Origin of the sequence: Polynucleobacter sp. 73C-SIWE, assembly GCF_018882465.1 — a bacterium.
In the GTDB taxonomy this organism is placed as follows: domain Bacteria; phylum Pseudomonadota; class Gammaproteobacteria; order Burkholderiales; family Burkholderiaceae; genus Polynucleobacter.
The window spans coordinates 1,105,298-1,128,648 of sequence record NZ_JACVOK010000001.1 but is presented as its reverse complement, the minus strand read 5'-3'; the positions used below and the strand labels follow the sequence as shown (position 1 = coordinate 1,128,648).

The 23,351-nt window shown below is 41.9% G+C and carries 20 protein-coding genes; 3 read left to right on the top strand and 17 right to left on the bottom strand.

Annotation, left to right across the window (positions count from 1 at the left end; translation table 11 throughout):
- Positions 1–7: 7 nt before the first annotated feature.
- Together ICN17_RS05860 and ICN17_RS05855 are read right to left on the bottom strand one after the other, a co-directional pair.
- Positions 8–592: a DUF3501 family protein gene (locus ICN17_RS05860; RefSeq protein WP_216236539.1), complete on the bottom strand. Its 585-nt coding sequence runs from the start codon at positions 590–592 to the stop codon at positions 8–10.
- A 35-nt stretch (positions 593–627) separates the two neighbouring features.
- Positions 628–1,965, bottom strand: a complete 1,338-nt coding sequence (locus ICN17_RS05855) for a heterodisulfide reductase-related iron-sulfur binding cluster (RefSeq protein ID WP_216236538.1) — start codon at positions 1,963–1,965, stop codon at positions 628–630.
- A gap of 377 nt (positions 1,966–2,342) precedes the next feature.
- On the opposite strand from ICN17_RS05855, the gene ICN17_RS05850 reads away from it, so the two are divergent.
- The 3 genes from ICN17_RS05850 (at position 2,343) to ICN17_RS05840 (ending at position 5,311) form a co-directional block, all read left to right on the top strand.
- The gene (locus ICN17_RS05850; protein WP_046329724.1) at positions 2,343–2,780 is read left to right on the top strand and encodes a rubrerythrin family protein; all 438 of its coding nucleotides are present in this window, start codon (positions 2,343–2,345) and stop codon (positions 2,778–2,780) included.
- Positions 2,781–2,861: 81 nt separating this feature from the next.
- On the top strand, positions 2,862–3,212 hold the full coding sequence (locus ICN17_RS05845) for an HAD-IA family hydrolase (RefSeq protein ID WP_216236537.1): 351 nt from the start codon (positions 2,862–2,864) through the stop codon (positions 3,210–3,212).
- A gap of 545 nt (positions 3,213–3,757) precedes the next feature.
- Complete coding sequence (locus ICN17_RS05840) at positions 3,758–5,311, top strand: tetratricopeptide repeat protein (RefSeq protein ID WP_216236536.1); 1,554 nt, start codon at positions 3,758–3,760, stop codon at positions 5,309–5,311.
- A 790-nt stretch (positions 5,312–6,101) separates the two neighbouring features.
- On the opposite strand, the gene ICN17_RS05835 is transcribed toward ICN17_RS05840, so the two are convergent.
- The 15 genes from ICN17_RS05835 to ICN17_RS05765 all read right to left on the bottom strand — a co-directional run bounded on the left by ICN17_RS05835 (position 6,102) and on the right by ICN17_RS05765 (position 23,070).
- Positions 6,102–6,836 (bottom strand): c-type cytochrome, encoded by a 735-nt coding sequence (locus tag ICN17_RS05835; protein ID WP_216236535.1) that lies wholly within the window; start codon positions 6,834–6,836, stop codon positions 6,102–6,104.
- Positions 6,836–8,272 (bottom strand): hypothetical protein, encoded by a 1,437-nt coding sequence (locus ICN17_RS05830; protein WP_216236534.1) that lies wholly within the window; start codon positions 8,270–8,272, stop codon positions 6,836–6,838. The genes ICN17_RS05835 and ICN17_RS05830 overlap by 1 nt, the downstream gene beginning before the upstream one ends.
- A 3-nt stretch (positions 8,273–8,275) precedes the next feature.
- A complete protein-coding gene (locus ICN17_RS05825; RefSeq protein WP_216236533.1) occupies positions 8,276–8,938 on the bottom strand; it encodes a methyltransferase domain-containing protein in 663 nt (220 codons plus the stop codon).
- Positions 8,939–9,159: 221 nt separating this feature from the next.
- On the bottom strand, positions 9,160–9,939 hold the full coding sequence (locus ICN17_RS05820) for a DUF4239 domain-containing protein (protein WP_216236532.1): 780 nt from the start codon (positions 9,937–9,939) through the stop codon (positions 9,160–9,162).
- 50 nt (positions 9,940–9,989) lie between these two features.
- On the bottom strand, positions 9,990–10,541 hold the full coding sequence (locus ICN17_RS05815) for a hypothetical protein (protein ID WP_216236531.1): 552 nt from the start codon (positions 10,539–10,541) through the stop codon (positions 9,990–9,992).
- Positions 10,542–10,602: 61 nt separating this feature from the next.
- On the bottom strand, positions 10,603–10,992 hold the full coding sequence (locus ICN17_RS05810; protein ID WP_216236530.1) for a hypothetical protein: 390 nt from the start codon (positions 10,990–10,992) through the stop codon (positions 10,603–10,605).
- Positions 10,993–11,018: 26 nt separating this feature from the next.
- Entirely contained in the window at positions 11,019–12,707 is a 1,689-nt protein-coding gene (locus ICN17_RS05805) for a thiamine pyrophosphate-binding protein (protein WP_216236529.1), read from the bottom strand.
- 64 nt (positions 12,708–12,771) lie between these two features.
- Positions 12,772–13,644 (bottom strand): sterol desaturase family protein, encoded by an 873-nt coding sequence (locus ICN17_RS05800; protein ID WP_216236528.1) that lies wholly within the window; start codon positions 13,642–13,644, stop codon positions 12,772–12,774.
- Between the two features lie 65 nt (positions 13,645–13,709).
- Positions 13,710–14,138 carry a hypothetical protein gene (locus ICN17_RS05795; protein ID WP_216236527.1) on the bottom strand — a complete coding sequence of 143 codons (429 nt, stop codon included), beginning with the start codon at positions 14,136–14,138 and terminating at the stop codon, positions 13,710–13,712.
- Positions 14,139–14,369: 231 nt separating this feature from the next.
- Positions 14,370–14,984 carry a response regulator transcription factor gene (locus ICN17_RS05790; protein ID WP_216236526.1) on the bottom strand — a complete coding sequence of 205 codons (615 nt, stop codon included), beginning with the start codon at positions 14,982–14,984 and terminating at the stop codon, positions 14,370–14,372.
- A gap of 116 nt (positions 14,985–15,100) precedes the next feature.
- Complete coding sequence (locus ICN17_RS05785) at positions 15,101–16,612, bottom strand: sensor histidine kinase (RefSeq protein WP_216236525.1); 1,512 nt, start codon at positions 16,610–16,612, stop codon at positions 15,101–15,103.
- 429 nt (positions 16,613–17,041) lie between these two features.
- A complete protein-coding gene (locus tag ICN17_RS05780) occupies positions 17,042–17,365 on the bottom strand; it encodes a P-II family nitrogen regulator (RefSeq protein ID WP_216236524.1) in 324 nt (107 codons plus the stop codon).
- Positions 17,362–20,457, bottom strand: coding sequence for an efflux RND transporter permease subunit (locus ICN17_RS05775; protein WP_216236523.1), 3,096 nt, complete (start codon positions 20,455–20,457; stop codon positions 17,362–17,364). The genes ICN17_RS05780 and ICN17_RS05775 overlap by 4 nt, the downstream gene beginning before the upstream one ends.
- A gap of 4 nt (positions 20,458–20,461) precedes the next feature.
- On the bottom strand, positions 20,462–21,808 hold the full coding sequence (locus ICN17_RS05770) for an efflux RND transporter periplasmic adaptor subunit (protein WP_216236522.1): 1,347 nt from the start codon (positions 21,806–21,808) through the stop codon (positions 20,462–20,464).
- Positions 21,805–23,070 carry a TolC family protein gene (locus tag ICN17_RS05765; protein ID WP_216236521.1) on the bottom strand — a complete coding sequence of 422 codons (1,266 nt, stop codon included), beginning with the start codon at positions 23,068–23,070 and terminating at the stop codon, positions 21,805–21,807. Before ICN17_RS05765 ends, ICN17_RS05770 begins: the two co-directional genes overlap by 4 nt.
- Positions 23,071–23,351 lie beyond the last annotated feature (281 nt).

Genomic DNA, 23,351 nt, shown 5'->3' with positions numbered 1-23,351 from the left:
AACTTTGCTAGCTTAAGTCAGAAACTAAAGATGCCAAGGTTTCCAGTGGCAATGTTTGAACATGCATTGGGTAACCCTTGTGATCACAACCCACCATTAATTGAGCGCCGGCTTTCAAGGCTCTTTTCATATCGTCGCTCAGATCAAAGCGCATGAAGTGCACTGCAGATGTTTTCTCAGCAGTAGAACGCTCTAAATCTTCATCAGCAATAGCGTAGACACGGGGCTGCCCTTCTACTTCAATAAATATCTGATGCTCAATACCGACTAATTTAGCAAGTGCGACTTTACGATCGGCTTCATTAGGATACTCAATCATCATGGTTGCTTTGAAGTCAGAGCCTCCTGGAACCAAGGGGTTGTAGGCATTCAATTCATCCTCAATGCCCTCTTCCTCAAATGTCTTTTCTACGCGTAACATTTCTTGTATCTGATAACGCATGAGAAATTCATTCTCAAAAATCATCGTCACATGATCACCAAGATGAACAGTGCGTAAACGACGCTCTTTAATTGCCTTCTCACGAAACTCAGGGCGCTCTTTGTGATAAGCCTCAAGACTTAGAAGGCTATCGCGTGTAATAGTTGCCATACTTTAATAATTCCTTTGTATTTTGTTTGTTTTACTTACAGACCGTATGCTTTAGCGAGCAAGGTGAGTGGATGCGCCATTTCTGATTTAGGCAATCCCAACTCTTCCATGCCTTGCTCAATATGATGACCAGCAAGCTGACAATCTGAGCTAATGTAATTGGGCTCTTCCTCTGCCATTCTTTTGAAAACAGGCTTGCCAATCTTCATCGCTGTTTCATGAAACTCTTTTTTGACGCCCCAAGTTCCAGAATGTCCAGAGCAACGCTCAACAACATTAACTTCCGTACCAGGAATGAGCTTCAGAGTTTCAGCAGTTTTTTGACCCACGTTTTGTACGCGAGAATGGCAAGCCATGTGATAGCTAACATGCCCCAACTCTTTGCTGAAATCTTTTTTCAGCAGCCCATCAGAATTGCGCGCCATAAAGTATTCAAATGGATCCCACATCGCCTCTTTTACCAACTGTGTATCAGCACAATCTGGGAACATCAAGGGCAGCTCTTGCTTAAACATCAGGGTGCATGATGGGATTGGGGTCAAAATCGCATATCCTTCACGCGCTAATTTAGCCAATTTAGGAATATTCTTTTCCTTGTTCTCTGCAACAGACTCCAAGTCACCGAGCTCCAGCTTTGGCATGCCGCAGCAGGCCTCCTTGTCCACTAACTCATATGGAATTTGATTGTGTTTGAGAACTTTAATGAGATCCTGACCAATTCCGGGTTCGTTATAGTTAATGTAGCAAGTGGCATAGATGGCCACCTTGCCTGGAGTCTTAGCGCCATCAACGACTGGCCATGCGTCTGACTTCTTCGCTAACTGTGGAAAAGTCTTCGGTGCGTATTCAGGAATCCAAGCATTCTTATCAACACCTAAGGCGCCTTCCATTACCAAGCGCGCAAGTCCAGTGCTATTTACTGCATTGACTGCTTGAGTGACAATCGGAATTCCAGCGAAGTGGCCAAGCTTGTCCGTAGATGAAAGTAATTTATCGCGGAAGGTTGCTTTGTCATCTTTGAAATTTACTGCTTTTGCGCGCAACATCAGGTGCGGGAAATCAATATTCCAAGGATGAGGTGGAACATAAGGACACTTAGTCATATAGCAAACATCGCAGAGGTAGCACTGATCAACTACCTTCTGGTAGTCAGCCTTATCGACCTGCTCCATCTCGAGATCTTCAGTAGCATCAACCAAATCAAATAAAGTTGGGAAAGAACCGCAAAGACTGACGCAACGACGGCATCCATGGCAAAGATCGAATACACGTTCCATCTCGGCCTCTAAATCAGCCTTATCGTAGAACTTAGGATTTTTCCAATCCAAGGGGTGTCTTGTTGGAGCCTCTAGGCTGCCTTCACGTGTAGTCATATTCGTTCTCTTCTGTTTTTCTGCATGGGCCATGCAACTCAATGAGGCTAGTGTATGACCCAACGATCTGATAGTAAAATTGTATTAATTAACAATTTCAATAGAAAATAACTAAATACCTAGAAATCTGGGGTTAATTGATTCCAAGAGAATGCTAAACCCTCAAATAGAGCCTTTATTTGAAGGTTTTTGCCCTAAAAAATCATCTTAATGAAGTTTGGGTGTTTTATTTTATTAATTGAAATATTTATATCAGTTGTTTTTAACTATCAAGACCATACAAAAATACGATTATTCAGGGTGCTAATTTTGTCCATAATAGGCCCGTGGTGACGCAATCACCCCTATTTCAAATAACCCGTTTTTAGGAGTCAAACATGGCTAAAACTGTAAAAGGTACGAAGACTGAACAGTCTTTGAAAGAAGCATTTGCTGGTGAATCACAGGCAAATCGTCGTTACTTGTATTTCGCGAACCAAGCAGATATCGCTGGTGCAAATGATGTTGCAGCAGTATTCCGCTCAACAGCTGAAGGCGAAACAGGCCACGCTCACGGTCACATGGAGTACTTGATCGAAGGCGGCGCAGGCGAGCCAGGCACTGGTATGCCAGCTAAGACAGTTGCTGAAGCATTGCAAGCAGCTATCGCCGGCGAAACTCATGAGTACACAGATATGTACCCAGGTATGGCAAAAACAGCACGCGACGAAGGCTTTGATGAAATCGCTGACTGGTTTGAGACATTAGCTAAAGCTGAGCGTAGCCACGCTAACAAGTTCACCAAGACTTTAGAAGCACATTTAGCAAACGCTTAATTAGCTAAGTCATTTAATTAAAAGCCCTCGAATGAAAGTTCGAGGGCTTTTTCTTTGGGGTCGAACTAATAAAAATCATTAGTGCACGAATTAAATCTCATTTGGCATCGTCTCAATCCTTGGTCGGGCACAGTCGCAGGCCTGACAAGATTAAAAGGTCAATTTACTAACCTTACCTTGTCCAATGCTAATCTTGGTAAGCTTACAGATATGGCAAAGAGTGCAGGACTTCCTTGGTACTTAATTCTTTCAGCTGAAGTATTTCCCTACAACAAGGCAACTCCAGAGGCTTATCTGGATGTTGCGGACATCTGGGATGTCCGCCCTGAGCAAGTGGTGCTTGTAGCAGCAAAATGCTGGAGACTGCAAACCGCTTTTATAGAAAGGCCTCTAGAGTTTGACCCCATTTTTTCAAGGCAAGACTTGCATTGAGAATTTACCAACCATCAGACTAAAGATCTCAAAGATCTTGCAAGCCAATTGCATTGAAAAGTTGATTGCAATAAAAAATTGACTACATGGAGTTTATATAGAGAAATTTGGCTAACTAAGGCTATGCCACAAATACAAAAGCCTGGGTTATGATTCAGGTGGACTAGTGGCCTTAAGCCCATTTTGACGCTGCTATAAACGGCCTGAAATCAATTCAATACTTTTAGGGAGAGATTCAATGTCTCGGGATAAATGGGGATTATTTGCATTTGGTCTGGCATTTATAGGTTTTATTGTCTACGTCAAAACAGGATCTTTTTTACTCTTTGCCATAGGAATCGTATGCGTTGCTTTCATCATTTTCTCAAAAAGCAAATACATTAAATAGATGACTGGAGAAATGTTAGCGCTCATAATTGAGTTTAGCGTAATTTAATTTCACTGATTATCTATTGCATCTATCTTTTAAAATATAAAAAATTCTCGAGAATTTTTTTTAAAGACTCAATTTAAAACTTACTTGCGGTAAATTGATATTTAAAATTATGAACCAATTGGAACAAAAACAATTAATAAAGTTAGCAGAGCATTACTTTCAAAGTAATCACTATCAGCTTGCTAAAGACGTTCTTAAAATAATAATTAACACAGATCCAAGCAACTCAAAAGCTAATGAATTGCTGGCATATATATATGAAAATCAAGGCGATAGGAGTGCATCCTATCGATTACTGGAGTTAGCCTGCACAAAAGATGACTGCTCCCCAGAGGCCCTTTACTACCTAGGCTCAGCCCAGCTAGAAAAGAGTCTTTACGATGAAGCTTCAATTACGTTACAGAAGTCCATTAAAAAAGCAGGGGTATTTTTTGAAGCCCTACATGACTTAGGGACAGCGTATGGTCAACTAGGAAAGATTCAAGAAGCACTCTTGTGCTACGAAGACTGCCTCAAATTAAATCAAGGCTCCCATGAGCTTCACTACAATATCGCTAGATGTCTTGATGATCTAAAACGTTACGATGAGGCGCTCACCCACTACGACCGAGCTATCGAATTGAAGCCAGATTATGCTTCTGCTTGGTATAACAAGGGCGTCACCCTGCATGATCTAAAGCGCTACGATGAGGCGCTCACCCACTACGACCGAGCTATCGAATTGAAGCCAGATTTTTTTGATTCTCATTGGAATAAGGCTTTAACATGCCTAGTCTTGGAGGACTTTGAAAATGGATGGAATTTTTTCGACTACAGATGGAAAAAAATAGACGCGGATCACTATCGTCATTACGAATTTCGCGAACTTGAAACACTGGAAAATATAGCTGAAAAAAATATTCTAGTTTCTCATGAGCAAGGTTTAGGCGACACTATTCAATTTTTCCGCTACATACCTAAGCTAATTGAGCTTGGAGCTCATGTAACCTTTAAGACACAAAAACCGCTATTAAATCTCCTAAGCCACCAAATAGAGTGTGTGACGACCTGTGAGATAGAAAATAACTCTCAATTTGATTTTCAAGTGCCGTTATTAACACTACCAAAATTATTTAAAACAAATATTACCAATATCCCTCCGTCGATCGATTTAAAGATAAATAATAATGAAATATTGAAATGGAGAAATCAACTCAATCTATCTAAGGATAAGCTTAATATAGGACTGGCTGTATCAGGCAGCCCAATTCATAAAAATGATCTAAATAGATCAATGCCCTTAGAGTATTTTTCATCACTTTTCCATTTTGGAAAATTTTTCTTAATCCAAAAACAAATCAATAATTTAGATAAAGAAGTTTTAAGCCAACATAAAGAGGTTATTTTTCTTGGTGATGAAATTAATGATTTTGTAGATACGGCTTCGATAATTCAGAATATGGATTTAATTATCTCTGTAGACACATCCCTTATTCATCTGGCAGGAACCTTAAACAAGGAGTCATTTCTCATGCTGCCTTGGTGTCCCGAATGGAGATGGTTCTTAGATAAAGCAGAATCACCTTGGTACCCATCAATCGCGATCTACAGACAAAAATCGCCTGGAGATTGGGATTCAGTGGTTGCTCAAATAAAGACTGCCCTAGAAAAAAATCTTGATTAATGGGCAATTTTCATTTACTGACTTACTCTTTACTTACCTCACTAATGATTCCGAAAAGTAAATATTCCAAATAGATGAATGGAAAAATATTAGAACTCATCATTGAGTTTAGCGTGGTTTTGATATCCCTAATTATCCGTCACTTTTATCTTTTAAATTATAAAAAATTCCTCTAGAAATTTTTATAAAGATATCAAAATTTAATTCATCCTGTATGGACTGATCGCAATCACCGGCGCATTTCTGCGCTGCAGGTGAAACCTAGCATCGGGAATGAAGAGCTCTAGCTAGTCTGGTGATTGATGTCTCACCGGGCCTGCTGGCAATAGAAAAGGCAATCTCGCAACACCGTCTTTTTTAGCAAAAAGCTGATACGCTTAATGCTCCTGAATGCGTAAACTTAAAAATTAAGGCTTGATAGAAACCAGGCGCAAACTGCAATTGTTGAGAAAATACCTGTGAATACTACAATACCTATCAGATAAATATTTTTTGATTTATCGCGTACTGTAATCATGCGTTTTTGGTCCATATATACCTCCTGGTGTTGGTTAACATAAACATATTAATACATGCCAATTAATGTGCATAGGAAATTTCACTCAAATTACGGGCCTTTCTCAATAGGATATGCGTCAACCGCAAGCAAATACATTAAATATAGATGTATAGATGCTGATTTCCTATATAACTAAAGGATGTTGATGCCCCTGCAACGATGAAACAAGCCCCCCCTAATCCGAGTACAGTCTTATTAGCAATAACCCATGATGAGGAATGCTTTTTCAGCTTACTGCAGAGTACTTAAGTAAATAGCAACGGCCTCAGCATCTGAATCAGAAAGAGCCTCCTTTTGCATTAATACTCCGCGAGGACGGGCAAAGGTAACGGTTCTCGGAGCCCAGGTATTGCCACCCACTTCCATGAAGCGTTTTTGATTTGGGTATTTCCAAACATGGAGCTGTTGGATTAAGTAGTAAGCCTTTTGACCTGCTAACCTAGGAAACGTTGCCATACCAGCACCACTTGGTCCATGACAAGAATTACACTGAATAACACCCTGCTCCGGAATGCCCTTCTCGAAAATTTCTTTACCACGTGCCAATTGAGGATCACCAGGAATTCCATTACTTGCTTTAGCGGGTAATTGTTTAGAAAAATAATCTGCCAAGTCTTGTATCTGCTTATCTGTCAATGGGCCAGCCATACCCCACATATACTGCACAGCATATTCGTTACTTCTACTGCGATCTCGGTAATCTTGTAATTGATTTATCAAATACTCTTTTTGCTGAGCAGCCAGATTTGGAATCATTGGTGATTGGGATTGCCCATTAATGCCATGACAAGAGGCGCACACTTGAACCGCCACAACTTTACCGGCAACCTCATAGTCACCTAATGTTCTGCTTCTAGTCGGGTTTTCCAAGGTGCTGACCGGGGGAATGTTATTGAAATAGGTACAACCCGCTAAAACAAATGCAGGAATTAAAACCAGCATGAGGAGAGCTCTAGAGATATTCATCACATAGCCACCCATAAATAGAGCCAGCTTGCATTATTTGCACTAGCGTTAGTTCCTAAACCGTTGTAATTGATGGTTCCGCCGTTATATTTGGTAAATGCTGTGTACTGAAAAGTGAGACGTACATTTTGTAGAGGCTGATACCAAATTGAAGGAATCCATGCGGTGGAATTAGGATTCAAATTAGCGCCAGTTACTGCGTTAGTGCCGTAATACGCATCACTTGTTCCACTAAAAGTCTGAAATGCAACAGCAGCTCCATAGGTAGCGTTATATACATAGCTGACCTTGGACATAAAAGAATTGGTTTTATTATTGGGGTTGCTATACAAGATGCCAGTTGGATCAGAGATACTTTCTTTGGTATAGCGGGCTTGCGCAGTGACTGTATGGGGATCAACTAAATATTGATACTGTCCATCAATCGCCCGATCCTGATACTTCACAGTTCCCCCGCTCAAGGCGGGTGCATTTACGGGGCCACTACAAGTAGGTGCAGTCCCTCTATATGAACTGCTATCCGCCACGGTGTTGCAGCTAGAGTATTGATTGATGTTGGCACCCAAGAACCCTAGCATCCAATTATGGCCAGCATGCTCATCACTCTGGTATGCAAACCGAAAATACGGATTTAATCCCTGCAGATAGACTGGCGCATTATTGGGATTGCTATTGGAGGCAGGATAGGTTATCCAGGAGAGCGCCCCCGATCCACCTGATTGATAGAGGTTCACTTCACTATAAAAATTACGATTCACATAACCATAAACACCATACCCAGGGTTATGAATAGAATATGCAGATAGTCTCGAGTTATAGGGTAGTCCATAAGTTGAGTAGTTTCTAGTGGATCCCATATAGGGATACATCCACATCGGAGAGGAATTCCATACATCAGTAGCGCCAGCATAGTTATTGAGAGAAGCCCCCCAAATAAAATCCTTGACAATATCTTTGTCGTTTCCTACATAGTGATCTGCATAGCGCCAGTCTTGTATATCTGCTGCAAATTGATTTTGATTGGGAATGGTCCCATTACCGCTAACCTGCTCATCAAATGCGTAATACCACTGGCTGAAGGCGCCAAAGTTATCCGTGATCTTTCCACCGACATTTAAGAAAAGATAGTTAGGCTCTAACTTACCACTTTGATGTGCCTGACCCGTGCCATTGTTTCCATTGGTACTTGTAGCGGCACCACCAACAAACTGGACTGAAATCGGAATATCGGTACGCTTTCCAAGCGTATAGGCCGTCAACTTAAAATAACGACCGTATGGAGTGAGTTCTGGATACTGACCTCCAGCATGACAAGAAACACAATTTTGCCCCGTTTGCCGAGAAAATAAGGGTAAAGCGTTTGCAGAACTAAAACAAAGTGCGAGCAGAAGTCCGAGTAAAAGCCTGGCAAGCAGGTTCTGAAAATTAGTGCGCATATTTCAAAAAGTTACTTTAATAATTCTTGCGCTTGAGATGGCATAGGGCCCAAAAAACATTATCTGATCAGAGTGTTTTTTTAAAATATCATCTGAAATTTTTGAGAATCGATCTACGCTTTCATAAACATAGAACTCATATACCGTTTCACAATGAAGCCTTAGGGAGCGAATTAACTCTTCCGTTTTTTTAAAATCATTCAGATCACAATGCGCAATTAATGACATTCCATTTTTTGTCATTCGCTGTGGCAATTGATGAATTAACCGATCAACCAAGCCTCTTCCACCCCCTCCCCAAGTTGGCGGTCTATCTATAGAACCTATATTTATTGGTAATTGAGGTAAGTTAGCAACAATCAGATCAAAACTCAAATGAGGATCAAGTTTTTCAAACATATCTCCATGCACTAAGTTAACGCGATCTTTTTTAAACTCCGAGCAAAGTAACTGATTTGCAAATTCAATGCTATCTTTTGATATGTCTAGGCCCCACATATTAGAAGCACCCAATCGCCCTAGTGCTGCAAGGCATATACCACTTCCAACGCCGACATCTAAAACATGGTTCATGCTGAAATTAGCACAGTTGCTATCTATCGCTTTTAATAAAGAAGCCGTATAAATACTAGGACGGTATAAATCAGAGCTACTAATAACTGTCATATTGGTATAGATAGGCCAAGAAATAGCCTGATCTTATCAACCTGAGGGAGCTTGACAAGCCTACGATCGGAGGGATATTGAACCCCATTAAGTGATAGCAAGAGTGAAGTTTTGACTCAACGATTCTCAAACAGCCTAAAAGATAGTAATAGTATGGCTAAATATATTTCTAGGCCTGTACTCAACAATAATTCACCACTTGCATTCTCAAGAATAGACCTTTAATTGACTGGCTTTACTAAATCAGTCTTCCATAGCTCAAGAATTTTATTGAACTCAACTGGTTGAATAGCGTTAGAACCAGAGAATGGCGTGTTGTAGCTTAGGATTAGAAAGAAGATTAAACCTAGTGAAATAGCTAGCAATGAGATCATCAATATATGATGCCGCCGTTGAGCCATTACATATAGAGACTGATAAAAAATATAGACAAATGCGCCTAGGCATAAGGTCAAAAGCATTGAATAATCTAAAGCCGCTTTAGAGCTAGTAATACGCTCTAAACGTAGTTTGTAATATTCAGAGATCAATCTCAGTTCTTCTTGCTGTGCAATTAACTCCGCATTATTGATTGGAATATGTCGCAGCATGAGTAACTGGAATTGATGAAATTCAGAAAAATTTTGGTCGTCAAATTGACTTTTAGCCATCATTGGCCACTCTTTTGTAATTACATTTTGAACATAGTTCGTTAAGAGCTTGGTGCTTTTCACTTTGAGCTCAGGCTGAAATGCATCCAAGGATCTATAGATGGTTGTGAGGGTTGTAGCCTCCTGCACGACAATTGAGTTAATACGGTTGTAATTTTGCCAGGTCGAAACTGTGATAAAAGCTAAAGTTAATCCAAAGATAGTGCCTATGGCAAACGAAAAAATCGTTGCATGACTAGTGTCATCGATTGTTAAGAAAGAAAGAAATTTTTGGACTACAAAAAATATGACTAATGCGCCAGCAAGAAAAGCTGCAAGAACAAGTAGAAGAGTTAACAGAATTGTTAGCATGGATTTTTAGAGGTAAAACTCAATATAGCGCATATCTCATGCAGCGCTATTTATGGGGCAACCCATTGCTTTGTGAGAACCCTTCTCACCATTGGATCAAAGGTAGATAGAGGCTCGCTTTTGTAATTGGGGTCGAAAGAGATTTCATCGTACTTGGCACAAAACTCTGCAGTTTGCTCATAGGCAGGATCAGATTTGTATTGATCACGTGCATTAGGATCCAGACCAAGCTTGTCGCCATAAAAATAAGTCTGGAATAAACCATGCTGAACCAACATCCAATAATTATTTCTAGAGATAAAGGGATGCAGGATGGATGCAATTACCTCCCCATGATTAAAGGGCCCTAATGGTTCTGCAATATCATGAAATAGAGCAACGACAATATATTCTTCGTCTTTACCATCCCGCAAGGCTCTAGTAGCGGTCTGCAAACAATGCTCTTTTCGAGTGATGTTGTAAGCCGTATCTTTAGAAAGATTCTCCAGAAGTGCGTAGAGCTGATCTGGTAAAACAGCCAATGTATGCTCATGTACCTTTTTCAACATCTCGAAATCAGCAACCGTTCCTTGATCCATTCTGGTGAAATGCATTTTTTCCATAAGAAGCCTCTAAATATAAATGGAATAATCTTATTAGTTTACTTGCATCAAGAATGGGAACCTATGGCTGTCTTGTAATGTCATGACAATCTGCAACTGGTCCAGCTGACTTGTCATAGCGATCCGTGGTTGTGGAGGCAAAACAGACTGACATCTCATTTGAGTTGCTCATCTTAAAGGTATAGGTACCATCTTTATCTGCCATTGTGCCACTCATTAGATCACTGCTAAATGAGCCAACGATTTGAACTGTATGTCCCTCAATAGTAAACGTTCCTGCGAATGCCCGATTAGACTGCTGGTTGAATTGATAAGTCACTGCTAGACCAAGAAATCGAACTTCACCTTTCTCGCCATTGGGATAATGGCTTCCGCCCCCAATCACCGTATCATTTGTCTTTCCCACCCATGTGCCGATGACATTAGGAGCTTGTTTGCTTGAATCAGACATACTCATTACCCTTTCAATTAACGAAATTACACTCTAGCGTTTGCTTTTGCCACATGGCTTCCCCATTCTGCTAATTCTTTAGAACAGTCATCGCGTAATAGTGGGCACTCAATTAAAACGGGGCCTCCCCGATGCGTAATAGCTTGGCTAATGGCAGCAGTCAGATCACCTGCTGTCTTCACCTTAATTCCAAGACCCTTGCCATCATTAGCATTAAAAACATTTATTAAGCCTGCGTAATCCCAATTCTTGATCTGGTTATAAGGTCCATCATGCAGTTCAACCTCAATGGTGTAGCCACCATTGTTCATGAGAAAAATGATCGGATTAACTTGATAGCGAATCATCGTTGATAGCTCTTGTGCTGTCATCTGAAAGGAACCATCGCCTATCAAAGTAATGACTCTCGTGTCTGGCTTGCTTGCCATAGCCACTCCCAAAGTTGCCCCAGCAGACCAGCCTATAGAACCATACTGCATTTGTACGTGATAGCTTGCGCCCTTTGGCAAACACATTCTTTGGCCATTAAACCAAGAATCGCCAGTCTCTACTAATAAACTTGTCTCAGAGTTAATCATTCCCTGTATTTGCCTTCTCAGCTCTCGCAATGTCAAGACATCGCCAGCTGCTGCAACAGCGACTGGAGCAATGGGCTCTTGATAACGTTGAAACTCAAGCATTGAGGCATCTTTTTTAGCTACTTTTACTACCAACGCTTTTAAAAAATCGGCCATATAAATTTGAGAAAAGACACCCTCAGGCATGCTGACTTGATCAATTCCAATGTTAATTGCGCTATCCATCTTATAGAGCGCTGTCCATCCAGTGGTGGTGTAATCTGTTTGCTGCACTCCAATCAATATCTGGCAATCGCTTGACTCAATAATTTCTGAGCAATTAGGGCTACTGACCTCAGACCAGTATGTTCCGATGAAATTGGGGTGATCTTCTGAAAAAATTCCTTTGGCATCTGGAGTTGTAGCTACGGCACAACCCATTGCATTCGACAAACCCAAGCTTGCATCACCTGCCTGAGCAGGTCGCACTTTGACTCCGACAACTATTGCTGGCTTGACAGCAGCATTAATACGTTGTGCAGCAGCCTCGACGGCGGACGCTAAGGCGGTAGGGTCGCTTTTAGCAGCAGGAATTGGAAATAACATTGAAGTAGGCGCCGAAATTTTAAGCCCAGTTAGATTGCAAGCTATCTCTAAGTACACCGGTTTTTTCTGCGTCAAGCATGTGACAATCGCCTCATCAATCATTCTGGCCGCATCATCTAGATGGCGAATATTAAATACAGCAGCTACCACAGGAGCAAAGCAACGCTCAGCCTGATAGAGGTCTAATTCTCCGATCGTATGATGAATTCTGTGATGATCATGTTGATCATTTGAGTTAGGGCCCCCAGATACGGCCAACAAAGATAGATCATCTCCATAAGCCCCTGCAACAGCATTGATCAAACTAAGACCGCCAACGGTGTAAGTGACAACCGCCGCTGAAAAACCAGCAGTCCGTGCATAGCCATCAGCGGCATATCCTGCATTGAGCTCATTACAACAACTAATCATTCGTAAACCAGGCGTGGCTATTAATTGATCCAGCAAGACCAAAGTAAAGTCGCCGGGTACGGTAAAAAAATCTTTTAGACCGGCTTCGACCAGACGCTGACCAAGATAAGAACCAACGGTGACCTGCTTAATGTCATTCATATTTAGATCCTTTCGATGTCTGAAGAAAAATACTATAAGCGCAACTCAAATTATTGAATGCTGATTACTGAGGTGGCCCAAAAAAAACATTGAGACGCGACTTCCAGCTTGTAGCATTTATGAGGCCCATGGCTATTCTCCGATATTGCCCAAAAGCAATATCGAACACATTAGAGGGCCTAGGCAGCGCAGGGACTAATCCAAATTGAGCTTTGTTATCGGGAAGCTCAGCTTGATATGTGCCGAAGATATGATCCCAAATCATCAAAATTCCACCGAAGTTCTTATTGATATAAATATCATTAGTACCATGATGAACTCGGTGGTTCGACGGCGTATCAAAAATATAATCAAGCCATCCTAAGCGTGGGACCAATTCTGTATGGACAGCAAACTGATAGGCTAAAGATGCACTTACCATTCCAAAAACCCATTGGGGCGTAAAGCCTAGCCAAACAATTGGTAAATAGAATAGAAAAACACCCGATATTAGGGGGGTCCATGTCAATCTGATAGATGCTAAAACAATCATTCTTTGGGCAGAATGATGAACCGCGTGAGAGCCCCACAGTAAATTTACAGAATGACTAGCCCGGTGCATTACATAATAAGCAAAATCACATAGTACAAATAGAAGCACTCCCATATACCAATGATTCATATCTACTGTTATTGTAAATAATCGATAGTGGTATACGCCAAAAGCAATAATTCCAAAAATGATTCCATGAACTGCAGCGCCAGCAAGCAAGTGCCCCGACATCAGCGCCAAACTAACACCAGCCTCTTCCCAGGGATATACCTTTTTTTGCATTCGATAGGCAATAACCTCAATGAGCATGGCGAAAATGATTAATGCAAAAGCCACTCTTCCGGCTGCATAACCTTCATTGAAAACTAACTTATACCAATCCTCTGTACTTAAAAACCATTCCATCTAGTATTCCCTCTGAATGGGCAAATGTTTGTTTGAATAACTTGTAGGCTTGCTTACTATAGATATTATTTTCTGCTTATCTCATGACAATCCGCTACAGGACCAGCATTCTTATTGGCAGGATCTATAGTGGTAGTTGAAAAACAGAGAGCGATCTTATTGGGATCGACAATCTTAAATGTTGTTATTCCCTGCTTGGTCGCAATTGCACCGCTTGAGAGATCATTAGACAAAGAGCCAACAAATGTAATACTGCTGCCTTTAATGGTAGCGGCACCTGAAAAAGTTCGACCCTCTTGCTTATCGACTTTATAGCTAATTTTTTCTTTTAAAAATCGAATTTGGCCTGGGCTACCACCAGGATAAATACGGCCCTCACCAATCGTAGCGTCATTGGTTTCACCATTCCAGGTGCCAATTAAATTAGGTGCCTGTTGCGCAAAAGCACTCATAGAAAAACCAAGAGTGAGAAAGAGGGTGACGAATTTTTTCATTTTGAATTTACTTTCATTAACGTAAGGATAAAAAAGGATGAGGGATTTCAAAAGCAAATCATTAAGTAGCTATCTGCCATCAAAATGTTCTACTCAGTGAGCTACAAATGACTCTACAGATTAGAGAATTTCATTTCTAAGATAGATTATTTATGAGCAGGTTGTATCGGGATACCCGCCGATCGAAGGGAAAGCTTGAGAGTAATGAAGAGTGAGCCGCGATTAGTGAACTCAAGAACCCGGGAAATTAGTAGACAGGGCAATCAACTCGGCAAGAGAGCGTAGTCGTAGTTTATACATGACCTCAGATTTGTATTCTTTTACGGTTGATAGCGAGATACCCAAGGCTTCAACTAGCTCCTTGTTGCCATAGCCCTTTGCCAATAAATGAAATACCTGCAACTCTCTAGGGGATAGAGTCTTCAAAGCCTCCGCTAACCGCGACTTACGTATTAATTCTTGCATTGCAATACTATCTTGCTCAATTGCCTTAGCAACTGTACTTAAAAAGGCTTCGCGACTAAAAGGTTTTAATAGAAAATCAAACGCTCCATTTTTAAAGGCTTTAACAATTTGTTCGTCCAAACTCTCACCACTAATAAAAATAATGGGTATCTTATGACCTTTTTCAATGAGCTCAGACTGCAATTCAACCCCAGATAACTTCGGCATACGCATATCGGTCACTAATACCGCAGGAACTAGCGGTTTGAATTCACTTAAAAATTGCGCAGGATTGGAAAATGTAAAAACGGTATAGCCGCAAAATTGCAAAGCACGCTCTAGATCAGAGCGTAAGCCATCATCGTCTTCAACCAAAAAAATGAATTTTTTATTTGAGTTCATTATTTACTGAGCAAATGTATTTACCAGTTGGACCACCCAATACATTTTGACAAACATACAGTCTTGCCAATACCCTACGAATGGGGGATACCAATGCGATTAGGTTCTCGCAAGACTCATGCACCCATCCCGCTAGTCTTTAAATTCCTGGGAATAGTAGCAATGAAGCTTACACCGGCATCACCTGGTAAGTTCTTATAGATGAGTGATCCTTTATGCCGCTCAATGATGTAGCGTGAAAGCCAAAGACCTATTCCAGTGCCAGAAGACTTGGAACTTGCAAATAGGCTGAATATTTTAGCTCCTTGCTGAGCATCAATTCCAGGACCGTTATCCGTAATAATTAAGCAATAATCTCCGAACTGATCAAGACTACTTTGAATTTGAATCACCTTATCACCCCTAAAGCTTGTATCAAGCGCATCAATAGCATTCGAGAGTAAATTAACAACAACTTGTCGAATTAACGACTCCCAAATGAATTGCTGCCCGCCAGCCTGAAGATCCATCACTATTTGTATATGTGATTTTTGAATACGGTTCTGAAACAGCGCAACAACATCTCTTGCTAAATCATCAACACTGCATAATGAAGAATCTACTTCGCCTCGATTAAATAGCTTTCTTAAACTTACAATTAATTTGGCCGCTGAATCATTCGCCCTCTGAATATTATCCAGCGGTAACTTGATGTCTTCAGGCTTTATAACTGGTTGGTTAATCAACGTCAGCACTTCGTCTCGATTGAGCGCTATGCGACCTAGAAATTGGTTAAGCTCATGTGACAAACCCGCAGATAAAGCACCGCTCTCAATCAAGGCACTATTATTAGAAAGATTTTCAATGAGCATATCTTTTTCCTGCATCAAATCTTGAATCTGCTCGTCCCTGATCTTGAGCTTAATCGCGTTATACGAAAAATTCTCCATCCAGTGCATCAGAATTAATAGCTGGATAAATAGAAAGAGGGTGCCTCTTAAAACACGGGAAGAAACATCAAAATGTGAAATTTCAAGAAGTGTAAATCCAAAAATATGGCCTTGATGATTAGCGACAAAGATAACCAGCATCCAGATCAGAAAAATTCCAATGAATATCAAGCTGGTAGAGCGAATTAAATTAAACCAGATTGTTGGGAGCTGCTTGTTACTGATAGTAGCTTCGATAAGCGTCCAACTCAAAAGGCAAAGAATAAAGATATAAACGGCAAATGATCGATCTAAATAGTTTCCTTTTTTTCCGACCACCAAAAAGCTAAAGTAAAAAAGAATTAAACATCCCAAACTCGCTAGAAAAAACCTCTTGGAAACTCTTTGCCGAAGAGCCCTAAAGTAAAGAGGCTGACACAACATCGCGAAGCCAAAAAGAAAATACCCTATAAAAAATGTTTTTTTAAAGTCAGAATCTGGCAACTCTTCAAAAAAACGGTACGAATCTAAATCACGCCCCAAAAATATAAAGGCCATGACAACTATTGCCGTACCCAAAAAACCAATCAGACTCGTAAAAGACATGAAATAAAAACTCTGATTTCTTGAAACTCCTTTAGATAGTTGAATTCCCGAAATCAACATTGACAACAAGATCAATGATATTGAGGCGAAATAGAAAGATAGATACTGAGACATTCTTGATATTTTAAGGCTTGTAGACGTAGCCGATTCGAGAAAGAATCAAAACTGGTAGCCTAATCCTATAAGAAATTGACTGGTTTTTGGCGTTGTTGTCACAGAAGCATTGATGGTGAGGCCTGAGGAGACGATGGATCTCTATAGTTTGCGAACCATAAGAGGAGGAATCAAACTCACCAAATGCATAAATTGAATCATAAATTAACTGCTTATAACCAAGGCCCAATAAGTAACCATTAAAGTTAGGACTCGTATTGCCGTTATTAACCTGGGTCTGAGTGCCTAACTTTCAATATGCCAAGCCATCACCATGCCCGGTGCAAGAAAGAAGCCATAGTTATAGAGTGACTTAATGCCAGCCAGTGGAATCGTTTGGTTTGATAGCCCACAAGAACTAAGCCTCGCATAAGCGAGACTTTTTCATTCTTAACTTGATGATTTGGCAATGAAGAATGCCTTGGGAACAGGGGTGCACCAAACGACACCATCCCCCATTTGCCCGGTCTGACAGACTGCCACTATCCTATCCATCAGGACTTCTGCAATTTCATCGTTACACACAATTTCGAGGCGAACCTTTGCCGAGTAATCTGTTAACTCATCTTTGATATTGGCTTTACTAGTTTTAGAAGGTGCACTGCAGCCCTCAACCTTAGTAACAGTCATTCCTGGAAATCCAGGGGTTTCTAATAAGGCCGTTCTAAGAGTAGCCAATTTATTTGGGCGAATCACCGCCTTGACTTCCATCATGCTTCCACCTCTTTTTCTTCAAACCATCTATATAAGACAGGTAGTACTAATAATGTTAAGGCTGTTGAGGTCACCAAGCCAGCAATAACCACTGCAGCAAGAGGGCGAGTAACCTCAGACCCCGGTCCACCCGAGAACAACATTGGCACTAGGGCCAACATCGCAACTGAAGCTGTCATCATGACAGGCCGAAAGCGATGGCCGCAACCATGTAATAAAGCATCTTCCATGCTGTAGCCATCCTCGCGCAGCTGCTTAATAAAAGAAATCAGGACGACTCCATTGAGCACTGCTATACCCCAGAGATTGATAAACCCTACTGCTGCTGGCACGGAGAGATACTCGCCAGTCAGGAATAATCCAAAGACCCCGCCAATGGAAGCAAATGGCAGCACCAGAATAATTAAGCTAGCCAATCTGAGCGATTTGAAGAGCATAAATAGCAGGAAGAAAATTGCCAGAATGGTTAGCGGAATAATAATCATGAGGCGCGCCATCGCTCTTTGCATATTTTCAAACTGACCGCCCCATTGCAAGGTATAGCCTTCAGGCAGCTCTACGTTTTTAGCGATCAGACTTTGGGCCTCTTGAACGAATCCGCCCAAGTCTCGACCTTCAACGTTAACACCAACAACTAAACGACGTCTACCGGACTCACGAGAAATTTGGGCAGGCCCCTCAACCAGTGAGATCTCAGCTAAATCTCGCATCAATACCTGAGCGCCATTAGGTGAATGCAAAATAATATTCTCAATTGCATCAATGTTATTTCTATAGGAACTTGGATAACGGAGTACTAAAGGAAAGCGTCTCTCCCCTTCGTACACAATACTGGCTTGCTTGCCACCAATCGCTGTTTCAATCACTTCGTTGACATCAGAAACATTAATGCCGTAACGCGCAATGGCATCGCGATCAATTTTGATATTGAGATAGTTCTGACCAGAAGCCTGCTCTATGCGCAAGTCATTGCTACCCTTCATCTTGGTTAAGATTTGACCAATCTGTGAGCCCAGCTTTTGCAAGACAGCAAGGTCCTCACCAAAAATCTTCACAGCAACTTGTGAGCGGACCCCAGAAACCATCTCATCCACACGAGCAGCAATCGGCTGAGAAATTGCCAACTCAATACCAGGTAGCGTTTTCAGCTTTTCTCGAATTTGTTGCGCAATTTCTTCTTGGCTTAAATCTCTATCTCCCAGCGGCTTCAGCGTAACGATAGGATCTGACTCATTCGGCTGCCCTGGATCAGCAGGAGATTCCCCTCTACCTAAGCGAGATACAGCCATCTCTACGCCGGGAATAGTCATGATGCGTTTAATCGCCTCGAATTCGAGCTTAATCGATTCATCGAGAGAGATATTAGGCGCTCTCACAATCACCGGTGTAATTGAGCCCTCTTGCATTACTGGAATAAAGGCCTTACCCAAGAGAACAAAGCCTACTAGGCTGATACCCAATGCAATTAAGGAGCGTTTGACTACTAACTTAGGATTTGCCAAGCTCCAATGCAACCAACGCTCATAAGGTGCTCGCAGTTTTTTGACAATTTTCGTATCGTCCTCGCTGCCGCCTTTCAATATATAAGAGCAAAGCACTGGCGATAAAGTAAATGACAAAATCAGGGAGATGGCCAAAGCAATTGCAATCGTAATTGCCATTGGCGCAAACATCTTGCCTTCCATCCCCTCTAAAGATAGTAATGGCATAAAGACTAAGATGATGATGCCAACACCAAATAGCACTGGCGTACCTACTTCAGATGCCGCTTCTAAAATAATTCTGTTCTTAGACTCGCCAGACTTGAGGCGCTCACCCAATTTTGCAAACGTATTTTCAACCACAACTACTGAGCCGTCGACCATGATGCCAATCGCAATCGCCAGACCGCCCAATGACATCAAGTTCGCAGAAATACCGTAACGATTCATGACCAAGAATGTGAGTAGTGGCGTGAGCAATAAAGTAGCAACCACAATCAGGGATGAACGAACATCGCCTAAAAATAAGAAGAGCAAAATGATGACGAGGATGACGCCCTCGACCAGAACCTTAGCCACGTTAAACATGGCAGCATTGACTAAATCGGTTCGATCGTAGAAGGGTACGATTTGCAAGCCATCCGGTAGCAATTTACCTTCATTAATCTCTGCAACCTTGAGCTTAATGCGATTGACTACTTCCCGGGCATTGCCACCACGAATCATTTGCACAATACCGGCAACGCTCTCGGTATAGCCATTCTTAATCGCAGCACCTTGGCGGATTTCGCTACCGATGGTGACTTCAGCTACGTTCTTCACGTAGACCGGGATGCCCTTCACTTCTTTCAGAATAATTTTGCCAATGTCTTCAGGCTTGGTAATTAAGCCCAAACCACGGATGAGATAGCGCTCAGCATAGCTAGGTAGCTGACCACCGCCAGAATTTGCATTATTTCTTGCGAGCGCTTGATAGACTTCCTGTAGGCTAATTTGGTAATGGCGTAAACGCTCAGGATTCACCAGGACTTGATACTCTCTTGCATAACCACCCTGAGTATTAATCTCTGCAACCCCTGGGATAGAACGCAACATGGGGCGTACGATCCAATCCTGTACGGCACGCCTATCTGATAAGTCATCAATCGAAAGCTCTCTGTGTCGATCCGAAGGGTGATCTAGGGTGTATTGATAGATCTCACCCAAACCAGTAGATGGAGGTGCCAAGACCGGAGTAATCCCTGGTGGCATCTTCGAGGCAACTTCAATCAATCTCTCGGTAACTAGTTGGCGCGCAAAATAAATATCCGTCTTTTCAGTAAACACTAAGGTAATTACAGAAATACCATTGCGATTTAATGAACGCATTTCTGTCAAACCAGGTAAGCCAGTCATCCCTAATTCAATCGGAATAGTGACAAAGCGCTCCACTTCTTCCGGTGATTTACCGGGGGCTTCTGCAGCGACCTGCACTTGGACGTTCGTTACATCCGGAAATGCATCTACTGACAAACGTTTAGTAGCCAGTAGTCCTGCCACCATTAACACAATGGCAATAATGACTACCAGCAAGCGCTGTTGTAAAGAGAGGCGGACTATTCTTCCAATCATCTACTCATCCACCACTCAGCTGACGCTTACGTTCCGTATTTAAGTGATAGGCGCCTTCGATGACAATTTCTTGATGCTCTTTTAGGCCAGAGATCACAGGGCGGTAGCCTTTACCTTCAGGACCTAACTTGACCGGCACCATGCGATATACATCATCATCCAACCTCACAAACACGTGATCATGATTATCCTCACGAACCACAGCACCGACAGGCACAACTAACTTATCTAATGGCTGGCTTTCAATTAACATTGTTGCCAACATTCCAGGCTTAATTTGCCCCTCTTTATTGGCGAGCTCCATACGCACTACTACAGTACGAGTTTGTGGATTCACAATCGAGTCCACATGAGCAACCGTGCCCTCAATCTCTTGATTGCGCAACGCCGGAATAATGACGGAAGCTTTTTGACCTTTACGAATTAAATACGAGTTACTTTCAGGAACTTCGGAGATTGCCCATAAGGTACTTAGATCCGCGACAGTAAAAAGTGCATCGGCAGGCTGCACAACCTGCCCTTTGTTGATCTTACGCTCAACAATCTCGCCAGGGATAGTAGCAACGACATTATTAATTGACTCAATCACACCTGACTTCGCTAACTTATCAATGCTCGCCTGATCCATACCCTGCACACGTAACTGGTCATTGGCCGCACGAAACTCTGCCTTTGCACTATTCGATTCAGCTTCGCGTCTTTGTAATTCTGCAAGCGCAATAACATCCTCTTTATACAAAATCTTGGCGCGACTAGCTGCTTGATCAGCCAATTGACTGGCACTTTTTGCTTTGAGGTAAGAGAGTTGTGATTGAGTTAACTCAGTAGAGGTAATTTTTGCCAACACATCGCCTTGCTTCACCATTTGGCCAGGGACAGCCAAAATCTCTGAGACTCGGCCAGTAACGTTAGCACCAATACGAGATAAGTAGAGCTCATTAAAATCAATTCGTCCTGAAGCACGCAACTCTTCTACAAATGGAGAGATCTGAGCCTCACCATCTACCATCATTTTGCGCAAATCTTCGTTAACAATGACAACGTTAGGATCTTGCACAGATTTAATGTGTGGACTTCTATCAAACACATTGAAATAATTCAGAATGATGATGAATGCGCAAAACCAAGGTAAATAAAACATTCCCTTTTTGAACCATGGCGCAGTTTTATCGTAACGTCCGCCAATAGCTGGTGCATGTTCTGAGATCCACTGATGCACATGCTGATACAGTTGATTTTGCGTCTGAAGAACCTGTCCACAGAACTCTTTCTGAAAGAATTTAATCTTTCCAATCAGAAATCTCTTCCAGACTCTTAACCGCTTCATCATTGCCGATAGCTCTTGCTTCATTGCATTCCACTTTCTATCTTCGCCAACCACTCTGGGCTTGCTCTTAATCTCTGAATTTCCGTTACCACCGATGCCAAATCAAAACGGGCTTTTATCAAATCATTTCTAGCCGCACGAAATGTCCTCTGCGCATCTAAGTACTCCAGCATGCCTCGCTCTCCATATCGATAGGAGACCTCTGCAATACGTTGCGCACTTGCCGCTAATTGCACAACCTCTTGGCTCAGCACCTTAACTTGATAACTAGTCATTTGATAAAGCTTATAAGCTGTCTCTAGTTGCTGGTCCAGACTTTGAATCTGAGCATTTAATTGATTCTTTGCCTTAGATGCATTTGCTTGCGCCTCATCAATTTGACCGCCCCTAAAGTCCCAGATGGGGATGCTAATTTGCAAGCCATATAGTCGATCGGTGAAGTTGGGATCGTTATATTGAGAGGCTTTAAAGGCCAAACGGGGTAAGCGAGAATTTTTTTCAAAGCTTAATTTTGATTCAGTTGCCTCAACCTCAGCCTTTGCTTTTTGTAACTCAGGGCTTTGCGTCTGCACTTCGTTCAATAATGCTGACAAGGGCGGCAAGGTTTCGATCTTGGGCTGCTCTGCTACCACTTCATAATCAGCTGGTAAATTATGGCCCACCACCTGTCGAAGTTGACTGCGTGCTTGCTCTACCCGCAGCTTGCTAGACTCGTTGGCGATTTGTGCATTCAGAAATTCGGTTTGTACTCGAATTAATTCAAACCTTGCAGTTTCACCAACGTCATAACGAATTTGCATACGATCACGAATCTGCTTGGTTAAACTCATATCCTCTTCTGTCGCCTTAGATTCTGCTTCACGACGCATCAACTCGTAAAAACGTTGCTGTACTCTTGAAATAGTTTCAATCTCAAAGGCGATCCGAGTTGCCTCAGCTGCCCGTAAATTGGCTTCGGCTGCATTGACTCTGGGATAACGGGTGTATGGCATATCCAATGGCTGCGTTACTGCCCAAGAAGAGACATTGCCAACTGTTAATGGCCCAGTTACTGACCGCTGCTGACCTGTGCTGATCTCAAACTCTGGATTCGGAATCGCCCGAGCGGTTGATAACTGACCCTTAATGGCTTTTGACTGATCGCGTGCTGCCAAGACTTGAGGGCTAGACTCCAGTGATATCGAAATCAAGTCGTTTATCGTATAGGACTTCTTGGTCTGCGCAGAGGCACTAGCAAGCAATAAAGTACTAGCGAATACAAATAGAAGCCAACGGTACAACCTCATGCGATCAACTTGTGATGAATTTAAAGATGAATTATCCAACCCCTCTGCTAGAAGCACAAGGAGACGTCCCCAATTTGGGGCAAACAGACGATAAAAAGTGCTAGTGACTATCAATTGGGGTAAAAAGTTCAAAATTTGGCCATTTACATAAGTTAAATGGTCTTGCCTTAGTAAATTACCCATATACCGGACCTTGCAGTCGTAATGTCGATATATAGGACCCATTGCTGGGCAGGCTACTCCCCGTTTATCTGCCTAATTAGATCACAGTTCTATTAAAA

Bases quoted from the DNA above. Each gene is read 5' to 3' on its own strand.
- ICN17_RS05770 (WP_216236522.1), bottom strand. From the start codon at position 21,808: ATGAAGCAAGAGCTATCGGCAATGATGAAGCGGTTAAGAGTCTGGAAG.
- ICN17_RS05785 (WP_216236525.1), bottom strand. From the start codon at position 16,612: ATGTCTCAGTATCTATCTTTCTATTTCGCCTCAATATCATTGATCTTG.
- ICN17_RS05860 (WP_216236539.1), bottom strand. From the start codon at position 592: ATGGCAACTATTACACGCGATAGCCTTCTAAGTCTTGAGGCTTATCAC.
- ICN17_RS05765 (WP_216236521.1), bottom strand. From the start codon at position 23,070: ATGAGGTTGTACCGTTGGCTTCTATTTGTATTCGCTAGTACTTTATTG.
- ICN17_RS05810 (WP_216236530.1), bottom strand. From the start codon at position 10,992: ATGTCTGATTCAAGCAAACAAGCTCCTAATGTCATCGGCACATGGGTG.
- ICN17_RS05855 (WP_216236538.1), bottom strand. From the start codon at position 1,965: ATGACTACACGTGAAGGCAGCCTAGAGGCTCCAACAAGACACCCCTTG.
- ICN17_RS05850 (WP_046329724.1), top strand. From the start codon at position 2,343: ATGGCTAAAACTGTAAAAGGTACGAAGACTGAACAGTCTTTGAAAGAA.
- ICN17_RS05835 (WP_216236535.1), bottom strand. From the start codon at position 6,836: ATGAATATCTCTAGAGCTCTCCTCATGCTGGTTTTAATTCCTGCATTT.
- ICN17_RS05815 (WP_216236531.1), bottom strand. From the start codon at position 10,541: ATGGAAAAAATGCATTTCACCAGAATGGATCAAGGAACGGTTGCTGAT.
- ICN17_RS05795 (WP_216236527.1), bottom strand. From the start codon at position 14,138: ATGAAAAAATTCGTCACCCTCTTTCTCACTCTTGGTTTTTCTATGAGT.
- ICN17_RS05775 (WP_216236523.1), bottom strand. From the start codon at position 20,457: ATGATTGGAAGAATAGTCCGCCTCTCTTTACAACAGCGCTTGCTGGTA.
- ICN17_RS05790 (WP_216236526.1), bottom strand. From the start codon at position 14,984: ATGAACTCAAATAAAAAATTCATTTTTTTGGTTGAAGACGATGATGGC.
- ICN17_RS05820 (WP_216236532.1), bottom strand. From the start codon at position 9,939: ATGCTAACAATTCTGTTAACTCTTCTACTTGTTCTTGCAGCTTTTCTT.
- ICN17_RS05830 (WP_216236534.1), bottom strand. From the start codon at position 8,272: ATGCGCACTAATTTTCAGAACCTGCTTGCCAGGCTTTTACTCGGACTT.
- ICN17_RS05805 (WP_216236529.1), bottom strand. From the start codon at position 12,707: ATGAATGACATTAAGCAGGTCACCGTTGGTTCTTATCTTGGTCAGCGT.
- ICN17_RS05800 (WP_216236528.1), bottom strand. From the start codon at position 13,644: ATGGAATGGTTTTTAAGTACAGAGGATTGGTATAAGTTAGTTTTCAAT.
- ICN17_RS05825 (WP_216236533.1), bottom strand. From the start codon at position 8,938: ATGACAGTTATTAGTAGCTCTGATTTATACCGTCCTAGTATTTATACG.
- ICN17_RS05780 (WP_216236524.1), bottom strand. From the start codon at position 17,365: ATGATGGAAGTCAAGGCGGTGATTCGCCCAAATAAATTGGCTACTCTT.
- ICN17_RS05840 (WP_216236536.1), top strand. From the start codon at position 3,758: ATGAACCAATTGGAACAAAAACAATTAATAAAGTTAGCAGAGCATTAC.